This is a genomic window from Arthrobacter sp. ISL-65, from assembly GCF_018613795.1.
GTDB lineage: Bacteria > Actinomycetota > Actinomycetes > Actinomycetales > Micrococcaceae > Arthrobacter.
Genome location: NZ_JAGGPN010000020.1, coordinates 245,041 through 262,471 on the forward strand (window position 1 = coordinate 245,041; position 17,431 = coordinate 262,471).

The following is a 17,431-nucleotide window of genomic DNA, read 5'->3' on the forward strand; positions in this document are numbered from 1 at the left end:
CACCGGTAGCTGGCGGTGGTCCAGCAGTCCGGCCGGGAGCGCTCGGTTTCCGCGCATGTGCTGCCAGTCCGCGCTATGAGGCCGGGAGGCCGTAACGGTGTTCGGGCCGGCCGGTGGTGCCGTAGCGGAGCTGGATCTCGACGGCCCCGTCGTCCGCCAGCGAGGACAGGTACCGCTGCGCGGTGGCCCGGGACACGCCCACCCGCCGGGCGACGTCGGCCGCCGAGTACTGCTCGCCGGGCACCAGCGATTCCAGCACCGCCGCCTCGGTCGCGGATTTCGGCTTGGCCGACGGCGAGACGTCACCCGGAATGAGCGCCCGCTTCGCCCGCTCCACGGTGTCCTGGTCCAGGGAACCGGACTGGCCGAGGATCCGCCGGTACCGGGCATAGGAGCGGAGTTGCTGCGACAGGGATTCGGCCGTGAAGGGCTTGAGCAAGTACCCGAGGGCGCCGCGCCGGAACGCGGTCCGCAGCGACGCGGCGTCCGACGCCGCGCTGAGAATCATCGTGTCCACGTCCAGCTGATGCAGGAGGTCAAGGCCAGAGGCGTCCGGCAGGTACACATCCAGCAGCACCAGGTCCGGGCGCAGGCTGTGGATGGACTGCAGCGCCAGCGACGCCGAACCCGCCGGGGGCAGCGCCAGGAACCCAGCCACGGAATCCACATAGGCGGCGTGGAGCTTGGCGACGTGGAAGTCGTCATCCACGATCAGCACCCTGAAATCCTCAGACATCCTCGTCCTTCCGTCCGGCATTCATAGTCTTTGCGCGCGCAATCAGTCTTTCCGCGCCGTGGTGGTGCCCGGCAGCATGGCCATGAACACGGCGCCAGGTCCGCCGGCGTTGCCGGGTTCAAGCACCGTGACGTCGCCCCCGCGCCGCCGCGCCAGCTGACGCGCCAACGCCAGGCCCAGGCCCTGGCCGCCGGCGCGGCCCTGTCCCTGGAGAACACTGCCGCCCGCCGTCGTAAACCCCTCGGCGAACACCGCCTCGGGGTTGCCGCCGTCCGGCAGCCCGTCGCCGGAATCGGCGACGACGACGTGCAGGGTGCCGCCGCCCTCGTCATCCAGCAGCTCAAGCTCCACCCAGCGCTCGGCGGCCGTGCCGGCCACCGCCGCGTTGACCGCGTTGTCGATCAGGTTTCCGAGCACCGTGGTGACGTCCTGCGGCTCCGTCACCTGGCCCCGCACCAGGGTTTCCGGCCCGATCCGCAACGATACCCCCCGCTCGTCGGCCTCCACGCCCTTCGCGCCGATGAAGGCCTGCAGATACGGGTCCTGCAGCAGTTCGGCCTGGTCCACGGGGAACTTCAGCGGGCCTGTGGCTGCGATCCGCTCGAGGTAATTGCGCGCCTGCTGGTGCTGGCCGATGCTCATGAACCCCGCGATCGTGTGGAGCTGGTTGGCGAACTCGTGCCGCTGCGCCCGCAGGGCAGTGGACATGGTTCCGACGGCGTCGAGCTGCCGGGTCAGGTGCTGGAGTTCGGTGCGGTCACGGAGCATGACCACCCAGCCCAGATCTTCGCGGCGGTGCAGTGCCTTCCGGGCGCTGGCCACGAGGACCCGTTCCCCGGCCACCAGTTCCACGGCCTCGCCCTCACGGGCGTCGGGCAGAGTGAGGGCCTTGAGCCGGGCCGGTACCGGGGCGTCCTGCCAGAGCTGGCCGGAAAGGTCGGGCTGGCCAAGAAGACGTTGGGCCGCGGCGTTGAACACGCTGATCCGGCCGTCAGCGGAGATGCCCACGACCCCCTCGTCCACCCCTTCCAGGACCGCCACCTGGTCGTGCACCAGGGCGCCGATTTCCTCCGGTTCCAGGCCGAGCGTGAGCCGCTGCAGCCGGCGCCGGAGCAGGAATGACGCGAGGACCCCGGCGGCCAGTGAGCCGGCCGCTGTCAGCACGATCGGCACGATGTCCCGGGCGAGGCTCTGGCCGATGGACTCGGTGGAATAGCCGACGCTCACCTCGCCCACCACGGTCCCGGAACCCGAACCCGAAACGGAACCAGAACCCGAACCCGGTGCGAATACAGGAACCTTCGCGCCGGCCGACGGGCCCAGCGTGCCGGTGTTGCGGGTGGTCACCTCGCGGCCCGCCAGCGCTTCGGACGGGTCGGTACTTACGCGCTCGCCCAGCCGGTCGGCGTCGGGATGGGCCAGCCGCATCCCCGCTTCGTCGGTGATCACCACGAACAGGGCGCCGGTGCTGGCCCGGGCGCCCTCGGCCACCGCCATGAGCGGCCCGGCCTTCAGCTCCGCCGGCGGGGGAGTGCCCGCCTGCCGGCTGATGGCCTGCACGTTGGCGCGGACCGAGGGGTCCGAGGCCACGGTTCGGGCCAGGGTCAGGGCCTGGTTTTCAGCCTCGCGGCCCAGCCGTTCGAACGTCAGCCACGCATGCACCGCGCCGCTGAGGAGCACGACGAGGAGCACCACGCCCAGCTGCAGGAGCAACGTCTGGGTGGAGAACCTGAGCGGAAGCCTGCCGGCGGGGCTCATCCTGGCACTCCTTCGTGGGTCGGGCGGGCTGCCGGGCGGTTTGGGCTGGCAACGGGGCGTTTGAGCAGAATGAGCAAAATGCTCCCAATAAGCAGTATGCCAATCAATTGAGCCAAAGGCACTGCCGTGACCGGGGCCACTCTAACGTCTGTAGTACGCATCACACCGGGGTGGTGCTGTTCACTAGAAGGAGCCGGCTGTGCTGGTATTACTTGGATTCGCCATGATCGCGGTTTTCATGGTGCTGATCATGACGAAGAAGTTGACGCCAGTGCTGGCGCTGATCATCGTCCCCACCGTTTTCGGTCTGTTCGCGGGTGCCGGCCTCGGCATCGGCGACATGATTATGGACTCGATGAAGTCCATGACCTCCACCGCCGCGTTGCTGATGTTCGCCATCATCTACTTCGGCCTGATGATCGACGTCGGACTCTTCGATCCGCTGGTCCGGTTCATTCTGCGCAAGCTCGGCAATGACCCCGCCAAGGTGGTCCTGGGCACCGCGCTCCTGGCTGCTGCCGTGTCGCTCGACGGCGACGGCTCCACCACCTTCATCCTCACCACCGCCGCCATGCTGCCGATCTACCTCCGCCTGAAGATGAGCCCTGTGGTCCTCACCTGTGTGGCCGGCCTGGCCAACGGCACCATGAACATCGTGCCCTGGGGCGGCCCCACCGCCCGCGCCGCCAGCGCCCTGAAGATCGACGTCAATGACGTCTTCGTCCCGATGATCCCATCGCTGATCGCCGGCCTCGCCGTCGTCCTGGTCTTCGCCTGGGTGCTGGGCCTGCAGGAGCGCAACCGCCTCCGCACCACGCAGCCGGAAATCTGGGGCGTGCCGGAAACCGCTGAAGGGTTCGACGGCGGAGCTCCCGCCGGCGGCGGCCGCACCGGTTCCGGCCGCACCGGTTCCGGCCGCGGTGGTTCGGGCCGGGGTCCCGCACCTGTTCCCGCAACCGGCGGCCCCGCCGTCGGCGGTTCCTCCGACGGTTCGTCGGTGGCAGTCCTGGAACGCACCGAGCTCCTGGTCGACGACAGCGACACCGCCATGGCGGACACCGCCCTGGACCCCAACCGCAAGACCCTGCGCCCCAAGCTGCAGTGGTTCAACCTGGCCCTCACCGTCGCCGTCATGGGCATGCTCATCGCTGACCTCGTGCCGCTGCCGTACGTCTTCATGGTTGGCTCGGCCATCGCCCTGCTGGTGAACTTCCCGCACGTCAAGGACCAGGGCGCTCAGCTCGTGGCCCACGCACCGTCGATCGTCGCCGTCGTCAGCATGGTCATGGCCGCCGCAGTCCTCACCGGCGTCCTGACCGGAACCGGCATGGTCGAGGCAATGTCCGCCTGGCTGGTCCAGATCATCCCGTCCAGCATGGGTCCGCTCATGGCAGTCATCACCGGCGTCCTCAGCATCCCCATGACGTTCTTTATGAGCAACGATGCCTTCTACTTCGGCGTACTGCCCGTCCTGAGCGAGACCGCTGCCCACTACGGCATCAGCGCCGCCGAGATGGCCCGTGCCTCCATCACCGGCCAGCCGTTCCACATGCAGAGCCCGCTGGTTCCCGCCATCCTGCTACTGGTCTCCCTGGCCAAGGTGGACCTGGGTGACCACCACAAGAAGGTCCTCTGGAGGAGCGCAGTAGTAGCCCTCGTCATGCTGGCAGTAGCAGTCCTGACCGGAGCAATCGGCATCGGCTAGAGACGCAGGAACGCGACTAGTAACAAAACAAAAGGAAGCAGAGTGCGGAAGATTTCCGCACTCTGCTTCCTTGCTGTCTGTAATCGTCACGAACAGGAAAAGGGGCACGCCGGCAACGGGACGGACATCCGGAAGCGTGCGTCAAAGCGAGGTACGAGCAGCACGCGGAGGATCGTCCGGCCCGGGGCCGGAAGGTGACCAGTACTGCCGCCAGGAGTGCGGAGACACAACAGCAAGCCACGTAGACTAGTCCGGAAACCCATTCCGAACTTGCAGGGAGATCCATGGCTGCGATCAACCGCGACGATGTCGCGCACCTAGCGCGGCTCGCGCACATTGAGATGAGTGCTGAAGAGCTGGACAGGATGGCCGGCGAACTTGCCGTCATCGTAGACGCGGTGAAATCCGTGAGTGAGGCCGCAGGTGACGGTGTTCCCGCAACTTCGCACCCGATTCCGCTGAGCAACGTGTTCCGCGAGGACGAGGTGGGCCACACCTTCACCGCTGAGCAGGCACTCTCCGGCGCTCCGGACTCGGACGCAGACCGCTTCAAGGTCCCGGCAATCCTGGATGAGGACTAGAACATGACTGAAACCAACAGCACGGAACTCATCCGTCTTTCCGCTGCCCAGCTGGCCGCGAAGCTCGCCGCCCGCGAGGTAACCGCCGTCGAAGTCACCCAGGCGCACCTCGACCGCATCGCCGCCGTCGACGGGGGAGAACGCGGCGTCAACGCGTTCCTGCACGTCAACACCGAGGAAGCACTCGCCGTCGCCGCCGAGGTGGACGCCATCCGCGCCGCGGGCGGGCAGGCCGCACAGGAACTGCACGAGCTCGCCGGCGTTCCGATCGCCGTCAAGGACCTCATCGTCACCATCGGCCAGCCCACCACCGCCGGCTCCAAGATCCTCGAAGGCTGGTACAGCCCGTACGACGCCACCGTCGTCAAGAAGCTGCGCGCCGCGAAGATGCCGATCCTGGGCAAGACCAACCTGGACGAGTTCGCCATGGGCTCCTCCACCGAGCACTCGGCCTTCGGCCCCACCCGCAACCCGTGGGACCTGGACCGCATCCCCGGCGGTTCGGGCGGCGGGTCGGCAGCCGCCGTCGCAGCCTTTGAAGCGCCGCTGGCCCTGGGCACGGACACCGGCGGATCCATCCGCCAGCCCGGCGCCGTCACCGGCACCGTGGGCGTCAAGCCCACCTACGGCGGCGTGTCCCGCTACGGCGCCATCGCCATGGCGTCCTCGCTGGACCAGATCGGCCCGGTGTCACGCACCGTCCTGGACTCGGCTTTGCTGCAGCAGGTCATCGGCGGCCACGACCCGCACGACTCCACCTCCCTGCCGGACCCGCTGGGCGACCTTGTGGCCGCTGCGCGCCTCGGCAACGTGGACGGCATGAAGATCGGCATCATCAAGGAACTCCACGGCGAGGGCTACCAGGCCGGCGTCGAAAACCGCTTCAACGAATCGCTTGAGCTGCTTAAAGAGGCGGGTGCGGAGATCGTTGAGGTGTCCTGCCCCAACTTCCAGTACGCCCTGGGCGCCTACTACCTGATCATGCCCTCCGAGGCCTCCTCCAACCTGGCCAAGTTCGACGGCGTCCGCTACGGCCTGCGCGTGCTCCCCGAGGAGCCGCCGCTGACCATCGAGCGTGTCATGGGCGCCACCCGCGCCGCCGGGTTCGGCGACGAGGTCAAGCGCCGGATCATCCTGGGCACGTACGCGCTGTCCGCCGGCTACTACGACGCCTACTACGGCTCCGCCCAGAAGGTCCGCACGCTCATCCAGCGCGACTTCGAGGCTGCCTTCGCCAAGGCCGACGTCCTGATTTCCCCCACGGCGCCCACCACGGCGTTCAAGCTGGGCGAGAAGCTGGATGACCCGCTGGCCATGTACCTCAACGACGTCGCCACCATCCCCGCCAACATGGCCGGCGTCCCCGGCCTGTCCCTGCCCGGCGGCCTGGCCGACGAGGACGGACTGCCTGTCGGCATCCAGCTGCTGGCACCTGCCCGCGAGGACGCCCGCCTCTACCGGGTTGGTGCTGTCCTGGAATCCCTGCTGGAAGCGAAATGGGGCGGTCCGCTGCTGGACAAGGCCCCGTCGTTGGTTGAGCTTGTCGAAACCCAGGAGGCAAAATAATGAGCACTGACGCAACCCTGAGCTTCGAAGAAGCCATGGAGAAGTACGACCCCGTACTGGGGTTCGAGGTCCACGTTGAACTCAACACGAAGACCAAGATGTTCTCCTCCGCGCCTAACGTGTTCGGCGACGAGCCCAACACGAACGTCAACGAGGTGGACCTGGGCATGCCCGGCGTCCTGCCGGTGGTGAACAAGACCGCGGTGGAGTCCTCCATCAAGATCGGTCTGGCGCTGAACTGCAAGATCGCAGAATCCTGCCGCTTCGCCCGGAAGAACTACTTCTACCCGGACACCCCCAAGAACTTCCAGACGTCCCAGTACGACGAGCCGATCGCCTATGACGGCTACCTGGACATCGAGCTCGAGGACGGCACCGTGTTCCGCGTTGAGATCGAGCGCGCGCACATGGAGGAGGACGCCGGCAAGCTGACCCACCTCGGCGGCTCGGCAGGACGTATCCAGGGCGCCGAATACTCCCTGGTGGACTACAACCGTGCCGGCGTTCCGCTCGTCGAGATCGTCACCAAGCCGATCGAAGGCGCCGGTTCCCGCGCCCCCGAGCTCGCCAAGGCCTACGTTGCCGCTGTGCGTGAAATCGTCAAGAACCTCGGCGTCTCGGACGCCAAGATGGAGCGCGGCAACGTCCGCTGCGACGCCAACGTCTCGCTGCGACCGCACGGCCGCGAACGCTTCGGCATCCGCTCCGAGACGAAAAACGTGAACTCGCTGCGCGCCGTCGAACACGCCGTCCGTTACGAAATCCAGCGCCACGCCGCCGTCCTGGACTCCGGCGAGCCGGTAATCCAGGAAACGCGCCACTGGCACGAGGACACGCGCACGACGACGTCGGGCCGGGCAAAGTCCGACGCCGACGACTACCGCTACTTCCCGGAGCCGGACCTGGTTCCCGTGGTTCCCTCCCGGGAATGGGTGGAGGAGATCCGCCAGACACTGCCCGAGCCGCCGGCCGAGCGCCGCAAGCGGCTGAAGCAGGACTGGGGCTACTCGGACCTTGAGTTCCGTGACGTCGTCAATGCCGGCGTGCTGGACGAGATCGAGGAAACCATCACCGCCGGCGCCAGCGCTTCCGTGGCCCGTAAGTGGTGGATGGGTGAGATCGTGGGCCGCGCCAAGAACGCAGACGTCGACCCCGGCCAGCTCGGCGTCACACCGGCCACCATCGTCGAGCTGAGCCGCATGGTGGAAGCGGGCAAGATCAACAACAAGATGGCCTCCGCGGTGCTGGATGGCGTCCTCGCCGGAGAAGGCACCCCCGCCGAGGTCGTCGAAAAGCGCGGCCTCGCCGTGGTGTCCGACGACGGCCCGCTCCTGGAAGCCATCGACGCAGCCCTGGCCGCGCAGCCCGACGTCGCGGAGAAGATCCGCGGCGGCAAGGTGCAGGCCATCGGCGCCATCGTTGGCGGCGTGATGAAGGCCACCCGCGGCCAGGCCGACGCCGGCCGCGTGCGCGAGCTGATCCTGGAGAAGCTCGGCGTCACCGTTTAGCCGTTTGTTAACCCAACTGGGTCGCAGTTGCGGGGGTTCTGAGCGCTCAGAACCCCCTGTGCTGCGACCCAGTTGGGTTTAACCAGGTGAACTCAAGCGTGGCTGAGCCGGGCCATGATGTCCTGCAGCGCCTCGCACACCACCCGGACCGACGCGCGCTTCAGGTTTTCCGGGCGCGCCAAAATATCGATGCGGCGCCGGGTGCTGATCCCGTGCAGCGGCCGCAACACAATGTCCGGGTTCAGCACCGGCCGCGCCGTATGCCGCGGCAGCAGGCCGATCACGCTTCCGGAGGCCACCAGCGCCGCCACCGTGGAGTAGTCGTTGATCCGGTGCACGATGTGCAGCTCCCGGCTGGACACCGCGGCGACGGCGGAGAGCACGTCCGCGGGGGAGTAGCCGGCGCGGCTGGTCACCCAGGGTTCGCCGACGACGTCGGAAACGGTCAGCGCCGCCTGGCCGGCCAGGCGGTGGCCGGCCGGCAGCGCGACGTCCAGCGGCTCGTGGGCCAGCGGTATCACCGCCACCCTTTCCTCCGGCCACTTCGGGCTGTGGTCCATCCGGTGCGCCAGCACGAGGTCGTACCGCGCCGTCAGCGCGGGAAAATCCTGCTGGGCCACGTCCTCGTCGGAGAGCAGCACCTTCGGCTTGTCCGGGCCGTCCAGAAGCCGGGCCAGCGGCGCAAACAGTGCCTGCCCCGCACTGTGGAAACCGCTCACCGTCACCGGAGCCACCGTGGAGCTGTGGTACGCGCCGATCGCCATCCGTGCGTCGGCCATGGCGCTGACGACGGCGGCCCCCGCGTCCGCGAGCACCTGGCCGGCCTCCGTGAGGACCAGGTTCCGGCCCTCCTTGCGGGTCAGCGGCACCTCGACGCTTTTCTGCAGCTGGGCGAGCTGCTGGGACACGGCGGAGGGCGTGACGAGCAGGGTATCGGCCACGGCCTTGACACTTCCGAGCGCGCCCAGCTCCCGCAGCATTTCGAGCTGGTGGATCTCCATGCGCTCCATCCTATTCCTTAGCAATCACTTAATCGTCGATTGAGAAAATTCCCCTTGTGCTAATGGGTCGAAGGTGGCTCTAATGAAGGGAGAATTCCCCGCATGCCACCGCATGCCGAACGTAAGGAAGCCAATGAAGGCCCTCTACAAGGCCGGCGCACACGCCGGGTTTGAACTGACCGACCGCCCGGAACCCGAGGCGGGACCCGGCGAGGTCAAGATCCGCGTGTTGACCACCGGCATCTGCGGCACGGACCTGCACATTCAGTCGTGGGACGCCTGGGCTCAGGGCATCATCGAGGCCCCGCTGATCGCCGGCCACGAGTTCTACGGCGAGGTGGTGGCCACCGGCGAGGACGTGCGCTACGTCAATGTGGGAGACCGCGTTTCGGGCGAAGGCCACATCGTCTGCGGGATCTGCCGCAACTGCCGGGCCGGCCGCCGGCAGATGTGCATCCACACGGTCAGCGTTGGCGTGCAGCGGGACGGGGCGTTTGCCGAATACGTCGTCATCCCGGAGACCAACGTCTGGGTGCACCAGGATCCGTCCGTCACCCCGGAACTCGGTGCCATCTTCGACCCCTTCGGCAACGCCGTGCACACCGCCCTGAGTTTCCCGCTGGTGGGGGAGGACGTGCTGATCACCGGAGCCGGGCCGATCGGCCTCATGGCTATCGCCGTGGCCCGCCATGCCGGCGCCCGCAAGATCGCCATCACCGACGTCTCGGCCCCGCGCCTTGAGCTGGCCCGCCAGCTCGGCGTGGACCTGGCCATCGACGTCTCCAAGACGCGGGTCCGGGAAGCGCAGCGGGAGCTGGGCATGCGCGAGGGCTTCGACATCGGACTGGAAATGTCCGGCCATCCCACGGCGTTGCCGGAGATGATCGACAACATGAACCACGGCGGACGTATCGCCATGCTCGGTCTGCCCAGCCAGTCCATTGATATTGACTGGGCCAAGGTGGTCACGCACATGCTGACCCTGAAGGGCATCTACGGCCGCGAAATGTTCGAGACCTGGTACGCCATGAGTGCAATGCTCTCCTCCAGCCCGGCGGTGCACGCCAGCATCTCCGCCGTGGTCACGGACGTGCTGCCGGCCACCCAGTGGGAGAAGGGCTTCGAAATCGCGAAGGCCGGCGTCGGCGGCAAGGTGGTGCTCGACTGGTCGGAAATCTGACCTGAAATCCGGCCCCCTGCCCTTCCACACACTTCTGACAGTTTCCCAGCCGAGGAGAACCCGCCATGTACTCAGCCATCAAGAACCAGCTCCGCGCCGAGCTCGACGACATCCGCACCGCAGGCCTCTACAAGACCGAGCGCCACATCGACTCTGCCCAGGCCAGCCACATCACCGCCGGACAGATCGGTGAAACCGGCTCGCCCGTCCTGAACTTCTGCGCCAACAACTACCTGGGCCTCGCCGACCACCCCGAGATCATCGCCGCGGCCAAGTCCGCCATGGACGATCGCGGATTCGGCATGGCCAGTGTCCGGTTCATCTGCGGCACCCAGGACCTCCACCTCGACCTCGAAGCCAGGGTCTCAAAGTTCCTGGGCACCGAGGACACCATCCTGTTCTCCAGCTGCTTCGACGCGAACGGCGGCGTTTTCGAATCGCTCTTCGGCCCTGAGGACGCGATCATCTCCGACGCCCTGAACCACGCGTCCATCATCGACGGCATCCGGCTCTGCAAGGCGCAGCGTTTCCGGTACGCCAACCAGGACATGGCTGACCTGGAGGCCAAGCTCGTCGAGGCGAAGGATGCCCGGCGGAAAATCATCGTCACCGACGGCGTCTTCTCCATGGACGGCTACCTTGCCCCGCTGGAGGCCATCTGCGACCTCGCCGAGAAGCACGACGCCCTGGTGATGGTGGACGACTCCCACGCCGTCGGGTTCATGGGAGCCACCGGAGCCGGGACTCCCGAGCACGCCGGCGTCTCCCACCGTGTGGACATCTTCACGGGCACCTTCGGGAAGGCGTTGGGCGGCGCCTCGGGCGGCTACGTGTCCGGCCGCAGCGAAGTGGTGGCTATGCTGCGGCAGAAGGCCCGCCCCTACCTCTTCTCGAACTCCCTCGCGCCGGCCATCGTGGCGGCGACCATCAAGGCCCTGGAGCTCGTGCAGACCTCCGGCGAGCTGCGGGACAGGCTGTTCCGGAACGCGGAGCTGTTCCGCCGCCGGATGACGGAGGAAGGCTTCGAACTGCTCGACGGCGAACACGCCATTGTGCCGGTCATGTTCGGCGACGCTGTGCTGGCAGCGAAGGTGGCCGACCAGATGCTCCAGCACGGGGTCTACGTGACCGCCTTCAGCTTCCCCGTGGTGCCGCGCGGTGCCGCCCGGATCCGCGTCCAGCTGTCAGCCGCGCACAGCGCCGACGACGTCGAAACCTGCGTCCAGGCGTTCGTCAAGAGCCGGGACGCCGTGGCTGCGTAGGCTCCGGTCACCTGTAAAGTCCGGCCATCTGTAAAGATTGAGCCCATGGCATCAACGTATGACGTAGTCATTGTGGGCGGCGGGGTTGCCGGTCTGTCCCTGGCCTCCGCGCTGGCCGGCAAATGCACCGTGGCCCTCGTGGAGGCGGAGCAGCAGCTGGCGTACCACACGTCGTCGCGCTCGGCCCGGCAGCTCATCCCCAGCTACGGTCCGCCCGTGGTGCAGGAACTTACCGTCCGCACCCTCGAACTGATTGCGGCGGAGGATGCCCAACGTCCTGAGCCCGTGCTCTCGCCGCGGAGCTTTCTGCTGATCGGGGACGAGGAATCCGTCCAGGCCGAGGCCAGCGGCCAAATGCGCCGGCTCAGCCACGGTGAAGCGCTTGGGCTCTGCCCGGCCCTGAAACCGGAGTCCTTCTCCGCCGCCGGCCTGGACACCGGGTCCTTCGGCTGCAATGCCCCGGTGCTTCTGGAAGGACACCGGGCGCGTGCCGAGGCTGCCGGCGCGGACATCATCACCGGCGCCCGCGTCCACTCAGCGCAGCGGCTGGGATCCGGCTGGGAGATCGGCGCCGGGCAGGAAGGCTTCTCCGCCGGCGTTTTGGTCAACGCGGCCGGCGCCTGGGCGGACGAGCTGGCGGTGCTGAGCGGCGTCGAGAAGATCGGCCTGCAGCCGTACCGGCGCACGGCGGCGATTGTCGGCGTCGACCATCCGCTGCCGGAAGGCAGCCCCATGGTGGCTGCCGCCGACGACTCCTTCTACTTCCGCAAGGAAGGCAGCGACGTGCTGATCTCGCCGTCGGAACACGTGGCCAGCCCGGCGGAGGACGCACGTCCCCGTCCCGGGGACGTGGAGCGGCTCATCTCCCAGCTCAACACCCTGACGACGCTGGGGATCGGCCCCGTCCGGACGGCGTGGACCGGCCTGCGCACTGAGGCGGCCGACGGCGTTCCGGTCGTGGGGTTCGACGCCGAAGCCCGCGGGTTCTTCTGGCTCGCCGGCCAGGGCGGCTACGGGTTCCAGACGTCGTCCGGAATCGCGGAACTGGCCGCTGCCCAGATCCTGGCCGGGCAGGACGCCGGTACCGGGCAGGGCGCCGGCATTGGTCCGGTATCCCGGACGGAGGATGCGCTGGCTGCGACGCGCTGGTCCATCCGGCGCTGAAGAATGGAACCATGAGCACCCTGATCACCAATATCGCCGAACTGATGACCCAGGACGCGGAACACCGTGTCCTCAAGGATGCGGCAGTGGTGATCGAGGCTGAACGCATCTCCTGGATTGGCCAGGCGTCCGCCGCCCCGGCTGCCGACGACGCCGTGGACGCGGGCGGGCGCGCCGTGCTGCCCGGCTGGGTGGACTCCCACACGCACCTCATTTTCGCGGGCGACCGGACGGCGGAGTTCGAGGCCCGGATGGCAGGGGAGGAGTACAGCGCCGGCGGCATCGCCGTCACCACTGAAGCCACCCGGAACACCGGGGACTACGACCTCACGCGGCTGGCCCAGGGCCGCGTCGCCGAAGCAGTATCGCAGGGCACGACGTACCTGGAGACGAAAACCGGCTACGGCCTGGACGTCGAGCAGGAGGCCAGGAGTGCGCGGATCGCCTCGACGGTAGCGGACGAGGTCACCTATCTGGGCGCCCACCTGGTGCCGGCCGGGATTGATGCGGATGAGTACACAAAACTTGTCTGCGGTCCCATGCTTGACGCGGCCCGCCCCTACGTGACGTGGGCCGACGTGTTCTGCGAACGGGGCGCCTTTTCCGCGGAGCAGTCCCGTGCCGTGCTGCAGGCCTGCCGCGACGTCGGCCTGGGGCTGCGGGTGCACGGCAACCAGCTGGGGCACGGCCCCGGTGTCCGCCTCGCGGTGGAGTTCGGCGCGGCGAGCGTGGACCACGTCAACTATCTTTCGGAGCAGGACATCGCAGACCTCGCCGCCGGCTGGTCGGGCTGGGATGCCGCCGCAGGAACGGGCGGGCGGGGGACGGTGGCCACCTGCCTGCCGGCCTGCGACCTCTCCACCCGCCAGCCGCTGGCTCCCGGCCGGAAGCTCCTGGACGCCGGCGTGCCCGTGGCGCTCGCGTCCAACTGCAACCCCGGCACGTCCTACACGAGTTCCATGGCGTTCTGCGTCACCACCGCGGTCCTGCAGATGGGACTGAGTGTCCATGAGGCAGTCCGGGCGGCGACGTACGGCGGCGCCCTGGCGCTCCAGCGCGAGTCCGGTAACGACGTCGACGGCGAACGCGCGGTGGGCTCCATCGCCGTCGGACACCGGGCAGACCTGCACGTCCTCAACGCCCCGTCCGCCACCCACCTCGCCTACCGCCCTGGCATGCCGCTGACCCATGCGGTTTGGCGTGCAGGGGTGCGGGCACGGTAGTGTCAGGCGGTGCCCTTACTCGCTGGCGATGACGCAAGATGATTGTTTGGGGTCTGATACAATCAAAAAACGTCATTTTCCCGACGTTTTGGATCTTGAAAGGCCCTGCATGACCCGCACCGACCGACTGACGGCCATCCTTGACCTCCTTGCCGGGACCGGCCAGGTGGAAGTCGAGGAGATCGTCACCCGGCTTGGCGTGTCACCGGCAACCGCCCGGCGGGACCTGGACAGCCTGGCCAAGCGGCGGCTGCTGACGCGGACCCGCGGCGGCGCCACCACCGGCGCCCTGGCCTACGACCTTCCCGGCAGGTACAACCGGGACGACCACGCCGTGGCCAAGCAGGAGATCGCCCTGGCCGCCTCGGCGCTCATCGCCCCGGGCATGGTCATCGGCCTGTGCGGCGGCACCACGAGCACCGCCCTGGCGCAGATCCTGGCCACCCGCGAGGACCTCAACTCGCCGTCGAACCAGCCCACCCTGACCGTGGTCACCAACGCCATCAACATCGCCTCGCAGCTTGCCGTCCGGCCCAACATCAAGGTGATGGTGACCGGCGGCATCCTCAACACGCGGTCCTATGAACTCGTGGGCCCGTACACCGACATCATCATGCAGAAGGTGGTGCTGGACATCGCCTTCATCGGGGTCAACGGCGTCGACGCCGAGGTGGGGCCCACCAACACCGGCGAGGCCGAGGCAACGGTCAACGCCCTGCTGGCCAGCCGCGCCAGCGAGTCCTATGTCATCGCAGACTCCTCGAAGGTGGGACGCCGGGCGTTCGCCACCATGGACGGCTACAACTTCACCCGGCTCATCACCGACTCGGGCATCTCCGCGGCGGACAAGGCCGCGTTCGAAGCCCGCGGCACCGAAGTGCTGGTGGCCGGCGCCTAGAAGATCACCGGCGGGGCGTCCAGCACCGTTTCGTCCACCCTCCGGTCCACCCACTGGGTGAAGGGTGTGTCGAGTTCGTACTTGCCCAAACTGTTGCGCACCAGCATGCGGACCTCGGCGTTTTCGGGGTTGTTCAGCGACTCGAAGTATTCCACGGACCAGTGGAACCAGCGCATGCAGAACAGGCGCATGGTCAGCCCGTGCGTGACCAGCAGGGCGTTGGGGGAGTAGTCCGGCTTGGACCAATGCCTGTACAGGGTTTCCATGAACGAGGAGATCCGGTCGTAGACGTCGGAGCCGGACTCGCCCTCCCGGAAGCGGTAAAAGAAGTGGCCGTAGGCGTTGCGGAGTTCCTTCTGGTCCTCGATGTCGCCTGAGATCTGGAAGTTGGCCCAGTCCTGTTCGCGCAGCCGCGGCTCCTCGATCACCCGCTCCGTCAGGGGGCCCAGATTCAGCGCCTCGAGGGTCTGGTGGGCGCGCAGGTACGGTGAGACGTAGACGCTTACCTGCCGCCCGTCCAGCTCGCGCCGGATGCGTTCCCCGGCGGCCTTCGCCTGCTCCAGTCCAAGCTCCGTCAGCGGAATCCGGTAGTCGGGCACCCTGTTGTAGATGGAGGTATCCGCGTTGGCCGCCGACTGGCCGTGCCGGATCATGATGATTTTCCCGGGAGCGCTCATAGTTCCCCAGCATAGGGTCAGCCCGCGGCCGGACAGGAACCGACTGGCTGACAGGAAAGTACCAGCAGGTGCAGGCAAGATAGGAACATGTTGGTTCCCTCCCGCCGTCGGCTGCGGTTCGAAGTCTGGATTGTCCTCGGGCTGTCGCTCGGCCAGTCCGCCGTTTACTCTGTGGTGCAGCTGCTGGACAAAATGAGCCGGGCACCGCTGTCGCAGGGGACGTCCACGCTGAACCGGTCGCAAAGCACGCGCGAATATTTCGACCTGACCTACCAGCTGCTGGACATCATCTTCGCCCTGGTGCCGGTCCTGCTGGTGATCTTCTTCCTGACCGACCAGCGCCAGGCGAAGTCGGGGTCGGGGCACGACGCCGGTTCCGCGTTCCGGAAGCTAGGATTCAACTTTGCCCGGCCGGGCAAGGACCTGCTGCAGGGGCTCGGGCTGGCCGCCCTGATCGGCATCCCCTCGCTGGGCCTCTACGCCGCCGGACGTGCCCTGGGCATCACGACGGCGATCATCCCCAGCGGCCTGGACGCCTACTGGTGGACGGTGCCCGTGCTGATCCTGTCCGCCCTGCGCCACGCGGTCGTGGAGGAAGTCATTGTGGTGGGCTATCTCCTGGACCGGTTCGGCAAATTCGGCTGGTCAGTGCCCCTGGCGATCTTTGTGTCCTCAATGCTCCGTGGCAGCTACCACCTGTACCAGGGCTTCGGACCCTTCATTGGAAACGCCATCATGGGCGTGGTCTTCGCCTGGATCTACACCAGGACCCGCCGGGTGATGCCGCTCGTCGTTGCGCACGCCCTGCTGGACATCGTCGCGTTCGTCGGGTTCAGCCTGTTCGGCAAAGCGGCCGGCCTGGGGTAGCCGGCCTGGGGTAGGGATCAGCCATTCGGCGAGGCCGATGTGCCGGGCCAGCGCCAGCCCTTAAAAGTGATTCGGCCGCCATCGGCGGGTGACGTCATTGGCACCCGCTGATGGCGGCCGAAGTGAAGGGCGAAAGTGCGTCAGATGGTGACGGCTCCCGCTGCGGTTTCGAACGTGACCGAGAGGATGCCCGGCGTTCCGTGCGGGGCGAGCCAGTTCACGGCGACGTCCTCCAGCGGCCTTTCGACGGGCTCGCCGAGCCACTCGGTCACGCGCTCGGCAGAGCCCGCGATCGTGAGGCTGGACATCTTCACATTGCTGTCGTAGGCGTTGGACGGGTGCAGTTCCGGATCGCCCTCCCACTTCAGCATGTAGGGAACCTGCGGGTCCGCAATCAGGCCCAGGATGCCGATCTGCTGCCAGACAAGTTCGCGGCCGTCAGGGAACTTGCGGTTGCCTTTGACCGCGGAGCGGCCCAGGCGTTCCTCGAAGGGGGCGAGGTCGTCAACTTCGACGCACCAGCCCATCCAGCCGCCGCCCGACGCGGACCTGGCCCGGACGGCCTGGCCGAACGGCGCCTTGTCCGACGCCGGGTGGTCCAAAACCTCAACGACCTCAAGGTACTTGTGTCCGGCCAGGGGAATGATCATGTTCCGGGTCCCAAACCGGGGGTGCACTCCGCCCTTTACGGCTTCGACGCCGAGGGCAGAGGAGATACGTTCGGTGGTGGCCGCGAGGCCATCGTGTTCACAGGCGTAAGAGACGTGATCCATGCGCATGCCCTCATCTTGGCACTTTGTGACGGGGCTCTCAGCTAAGGGTTGCCTAACCTTGTGAAAAGTCCATACTTTGACGAAGTTCGTCACAAAGCTGTGCGCGTAACAGTCCCATTCCTGCGCTGGTCGCAGGTCATGAATGCCAACGAACAAAGCCCCGGCTCGCTGGCCGGCAACCCTCCAACCGCGGCGGGGTGCCCAGGGTGAAGACCTGGCTGCGCGGCGCCCGCCGTGCAGCAAGCGCGGGCCTGTGCAGGGACGGGCCAGTGCAGGGACGGGCCAGCCAAAAGGCGCCTGACTTTCCCGCGCTACCGGTGTGACCCCCGTCCCGTGAAGGGGCCGGGAGTCACACAGCCGTCACAATCTTCGCGCAGCCGTACGACTGTTTCGTAAACTGGCAGCAGGTCATGAGTGCCAGCGACAGCCCCGGCTTGCTGGCCGGCAACCCTCCTTCCGCGGTGGGGTGCCCCGGGTGAGGACCTGGCCTGCCGGACAGCTGCCGGCGGGCAAGCGCGTAGAAGAGGTTTAC

General features: G+C 67.4%; 15 protein-coding genes and 2 riboswitches. Of the genes, 10 read left to right on the top strand and 5 right to left on the bottom strand.

Features of this window, described 5'->3' with window-relative positions:
- Nucleotides 1-73: 73 nt before the first annotated feature.
- A complete protein-coding gene (locus J7I85_RS09370) occupies nt 74-736 on the bottom strand; it encodes a response regulator (RefSeq protein ID WP_214850458.1) in 663 nt (220 codons plus the stop codon).
- Nucleotides 737-778: 42 nt separating this feature from the next.
- On the bottom strand, nt 779-2,494 hold the full coding sequence (locus J7I85_RS09375; RefSeq protein WP_214850465.1) for an ATP-binding protein: 1,716 nt from the start codon (nt 2,492-2,494) through the stop codon (nt 779-781).
- Between the two features lie 199 nt (nt 2,495-2,693).
- Between J7I85_RS09375 and J7I85_RS09380 the strand changes: the two genes are divergently transcribed.
- From J7I85_RS09380 to gatB, 4 genes are all read left to right on the top strand, one after another.
- Nucleotides 2,694-4,199: a CitMHS family transporter gene (locus tag J7I85_RS09380; protein ID WP_214850468.1), complete on the top strand. Its 1,506-nt coding sequence runs from the start codon at nt 2,694-2,696 to the stop codon at nt 4,197-4,199.
- A gap of 284 nt (nt 4,200-4,483) precedes the next feature.
- Complete coding sequence (gatC, locus tag J7I85_RS09385; protein WP_003802035.1) at nt 4,484-4,780, top strand: Asp-tRNA(Asn)/Glu-tRNA(Gln) amidotransferase subunit GatC; 297 nt, start codon at nt 4,484-4,486, stop codon at nt 4,778-4,780.
- A 3-nt stretch (nt 4,781-4,783) separates the two neighbouring features.
- On the top strand, nt 4,784-6,346 hold the full coding sequence (gatA, locus tag J7I85_RS09390; protein ID WP_214850476.1) for an Asp-tRNA(Asn)/Glu-tRNA(Gln) amidotransferase subunit GatA: 1,563 nt from the start codon (nt 4,784-4,786) through the stop codon (nt 6,344-6,346).
- Entirely contained in the window at nt 6,346-7,854 is a 1,509-nt protein-coding gene (gatB, locus tag J7I85_RS09395; protein ID WP_214850481.1) for an Asp-tRNA(Asn)/Glu-tRNA(Gln) amidotransferase subunit GatB, read from the top strand. The genes gatA and gatB overlap by 1 nt, the downstream gene beginning before the upstream one ends.
- Before the next feature lie 92 nt (nt 7,855-7,946).
- On the opposite strand, the gene J7I85_RS09400 is transcribed toward gatB, so the two are convergent.
- Complete coding sequence (locus tag J7I85_RS09400) at nt 7,947-8,855, bottom strand: LysR family transcriptional regulator (RefSeq protein WP_214850484.1); 909 nt, start codon at nt 8,853-8,855, stop codon at nt 7,947-7,949.
- A gap of 133 nt (nt 8,856-8,988) precedes the next feature.
- Between J7I85_RS09400 and tdh the strand changes: the two genes are divergently transcribed.
- The 5 genes from tdh to J7I85_RS09425 all read left to right on the top strand — a co-directional run bounded on the left by tdh (nt 8,989) and on the right by J7I85_RS09425 (nt 14,582).
- Nucleotides 8,989-10,035, top strand: a complete 1,047-nt coding sequence (tdh, locus tag J7I85_RS09405) for an L-threonine 3-dehydrogenase (protein WP_214850486.1) — start codon at nt 8,989-8,991, stop codon at nt 10,033-10,035.
- Nucleotides 10,036-10,100: 65 nt separating this feature from the next.
- Entirely contained in the window at nt 10,101-11,297 is a 1,197-nt protein-coding gene (locus tag J7I85_RS09410) for a glycine C-acetyltransferase (RefSeq protein WP_214850488.1), read from the top strand.
- A gap of 45 nt (nt 11,298-11,342) precedes the next feature.
- Nucleotides 11,343-12,461 (top strand): FAD-binding oxidoreductase, encoded by a 1,119-nt coding sequence (locus J7I85_RS09415; protein ID WP_214850490.1) that lies wholly within the window; start codon nt 11,343-11,345, stop codon nt 12,459-12,461.
- 11 nt (nt 12,462-12,472) lie between these two features.
- Entirely contained in the window at nt 12,473-13,684 is a 1,212-nt protein-coding gene (gene hutI, locus J7I85_RS09420) for an imidazolonepropionase (protein WP_214850492.1), read from the top strand.
- Nucleotides 13,685-13,793: 109 nt separating this feature from the next.
- Nucleotides 13,794-14,582, top strand: a complete 789-nt coding sequence (locus J7I85_RS09425) for a DeoR/GlpR family DNA-binding transcription regulator (protein WP_214850493.1) — start codon at nt 13,794-13,796, stop codon at nt 14,580-14,582.
- On the opposite strand, the gene J7I85_RS09430 is transcribed toward J7I85_RS09425, so the two are convergent.
- Complete coding sequence (locus J7I85_RS09430) at nt 14,579-15,259, bottom strand: histidine phosphatase family protein (protein WP_251024107.1); 681 nt, start codon at nt 15,257-15,259, stop codon at nt 14,579-14,581. The two genes, J7I85_RS09425 and J7I85_RS09430, sit on opposite strands and share 4 nt — an antisense overlap.
- Nucleotides 15,260-15,346: 87 nt before the next feature.
- On the opposite strand from J7I85_RS09430, the gene J7I85_RS09435 reads away from it, so the two are divergent.
- Nucleotides 15,347-16,126 (top strand): CPBP family intramembrane glutamic endopeptidase, encoded by a 780-nt coding sequence (locus J7I85_RS09435; protein WP_214850495.1) that lies wholly within the window; start codon nt 15,347-15,349, stop codon nt 16,124-16,126.
- Nucleotides 16,127-16,266: 140 nt separating this feature from the next.
- Here the strand turns inward: J7I85_RS09435 and J7I85_RS09440 are convergent, their stop codons facing one another.
- Entirely contained in the window at nt 16,267-16,905 is a 639-nt protein-coding gene (locus J7I85_RS09440) for a VOC family protein (RefSeq protein ID WP_214850497.1), read from the bottom strand.
- A 128-nt stretch (nt 16,906-17,033) separates the two neighbouring features.
- Nucleotides 17,034-17,151: riboswitch (SAM riboswitch) on the top strand.
- Nucleotides 17,152-17,305: 154 nt separating this feature from the next.
- Nucleotides 17,306-17,421, top strand: a riboswitch (SAM riboswitch).
- Nucleotides 17,422-17,431 lie beyond the last annotated feature (10 nt).